The 1,004-nt window shown below is 28.9% G+C and carries 1 protein-coding gene; it reads left to right on the top strand.

Annotation, left to right across the window (positions count from 1 at the left end; translation table 11 throughout):
- Positions 1-158: 158 nt before the first annotated feature.
- A complete protein-coding gene (locus F6K13_RS34770) occupies positions 159-365 on the top strand; it encodes a hypothetical protein (RefSeq protein ID WP_124147097.1) in 207 nt (68 codons plus the stop codon).
- The last annotated feature ends 639 nt before the right edge of the window (positions 366-1,004 follow it).

The following is a 1,004-nucleotide window of genomic DNA, read 5'->3' as shown; positions in this document are numbered from 1 at the left end:
AAGTCGATCCTATTTTGAAATTACCTAAAAACAGAAATATTCGGCATAACTTACGACTTTTTGGCAGTGAAATAATTTGTTTTATAGCTTTATTAGAAAATCAATAGACTAGTTTACTACCAGGAATAATTAGTGTAATTGTTATTTTTCCAGGATTAGTGTTACCAACTAGAGCTTTTCTTTATATAGGAACAGTCACATTTTTCATCAACGCTTTTAATCAACTAATTATCCTGAACTCTCTTTACTCTTTTTTCAAGTGGAGCATCGGTTTAATAGTAGGAATTGTCTTTATTTGGATAGCTGCAAGTTTTGAAACTCGACGAGAACAAATTAATAATTTATTGCAAAATTGGATAGAATAATTAGAAGAGTGGCAGTGAAAAAAAATCAAAAATATATATCTGCTAGAAATTAAAATATTTATTTCTAGCCTTTAACTATTAAGACTATAGCAGTAGGAAATCTTTGGGTGCATCTCAATTTTGAATAAAGCTAAAAATTTATCGCTTTTAGGGAACAGGCAACAGGCAACAGGGAATAGGGAATATATAGGAAAAAAGTATTTTTGCAAATGTGAGATGCACCCAAATATTTTGTCAAAAATACGATCATACAGTAATCCCAAATGATTTAAATCCGGTAGCATTGCTATTAACGCTCGTACAAGAAGAAAAAAAGTTATCAAGATTTGGTAATGGTGAATATGGACAATATTTTCATACCATATTAAACGGATTTGATATGATTTGTAAAAAATATAAGGATATATAAAAACTCTGAAACTTTTACCCCTATTCCCTGTTCCCTAAATTTAAAGAGATTGTTACCCGCAACTTAAATAGGATTGCTATATACATATATCAAAGTAGAAATATTTTCTAGTATATAAAATTATGTTAAAGTTTTTGCCATGTAATATGATGTTGTTCATATACACAAACAGGACAGACAGTAATGATTAGTTAGAAAAAAATATCAGATTTATCATTTTCTTTGTGGGA

It is taken from the genome of Okeania sp. SIO2B9 (assembly GCF_010672505.1).
In the GTDB taxonomy this organism is placed as follows: Bacteria; Cyanobacteriota; Cyanobacteriia; order Cyanobacteriales; family Microcoleaceae; genus Okeania; species Okeania hirsuta.
Note: the sequence above shows the minus strand (reverse complement) of the source record. Positions and strands in the feature narration are given on the sequence as shown.